The organism is Actinomadura sp. B10D3 (assembly GCF_039871695.1).
Classification (GTDB): Bacteria; Actinomycetota; Actinomycetes; order Streptosporangiales; family Streptosporangiaceae; genus Spirillospora; species Spirillospora madurae.
The window spans coordinates 1-523 of record NZ_JBDPLY010000111.1; the positions used below are offsets into that span (position 1 = coordinate 1).

At 60.6% G+C, this 523-nt stretch carries 1 rRNA gene; it reads right to left on the reverse strand.

Annotated elements, in window-relative coordinates:
- Positions 1-99: ribosomal RNA gene (locus ABGB11_RS42490) — 23S ribosomal RNA — on the reverse strand; the annotation flags it as partial.
- Between the last annotated feature and the right edge of the window lie 424 nt (positions 100-523).

Consider the following 523-nt stretch of genomic DNA (forward strand, 5'->3'; position numbering starts at 1 on the left):
AGTCTGGTTGCCGACTCCCCGAGGCATATCGCAGGCTCCCACGTCCTTCATCGGCTCCTGATGCCAAGGCATCCACCGTATGCCCTTAAAAACTTGAACACACAAAACGATCAAAACAAATCGCAGACAAACAACAAGAACAACCCGAAGAAGCCAGAAGGCCCCTCCACGCAGCTCTCATCGTTCGCCAGAGATGCTCGCGTCCACTGTGCAGTTCTCAAAAAACAACCGGGCCCACCAAAACCACACCCCCGGTCAGAGAGCGTGGTCCTGGTCCCGCAATCCAGAGGTCACCCGGGCTCGCGCCCGTTCCCTCAGGACCCAACAGCGTGTCCAACCCACCACCCGCCCGACACCGCCGTTCCCACTCCCCCACAGGCCCTTGCGGGTCTGGGAGGCGGTACTTGCCGGCTCACACGAGCGGTGAGCTGAGTAACCAGTGCTCCACATCTATGAGCAGCCACCTGACGAACGTGCGTCGTCAACGGTGGCCACCGACCATGACCCCTCACAGGTGAGGCGG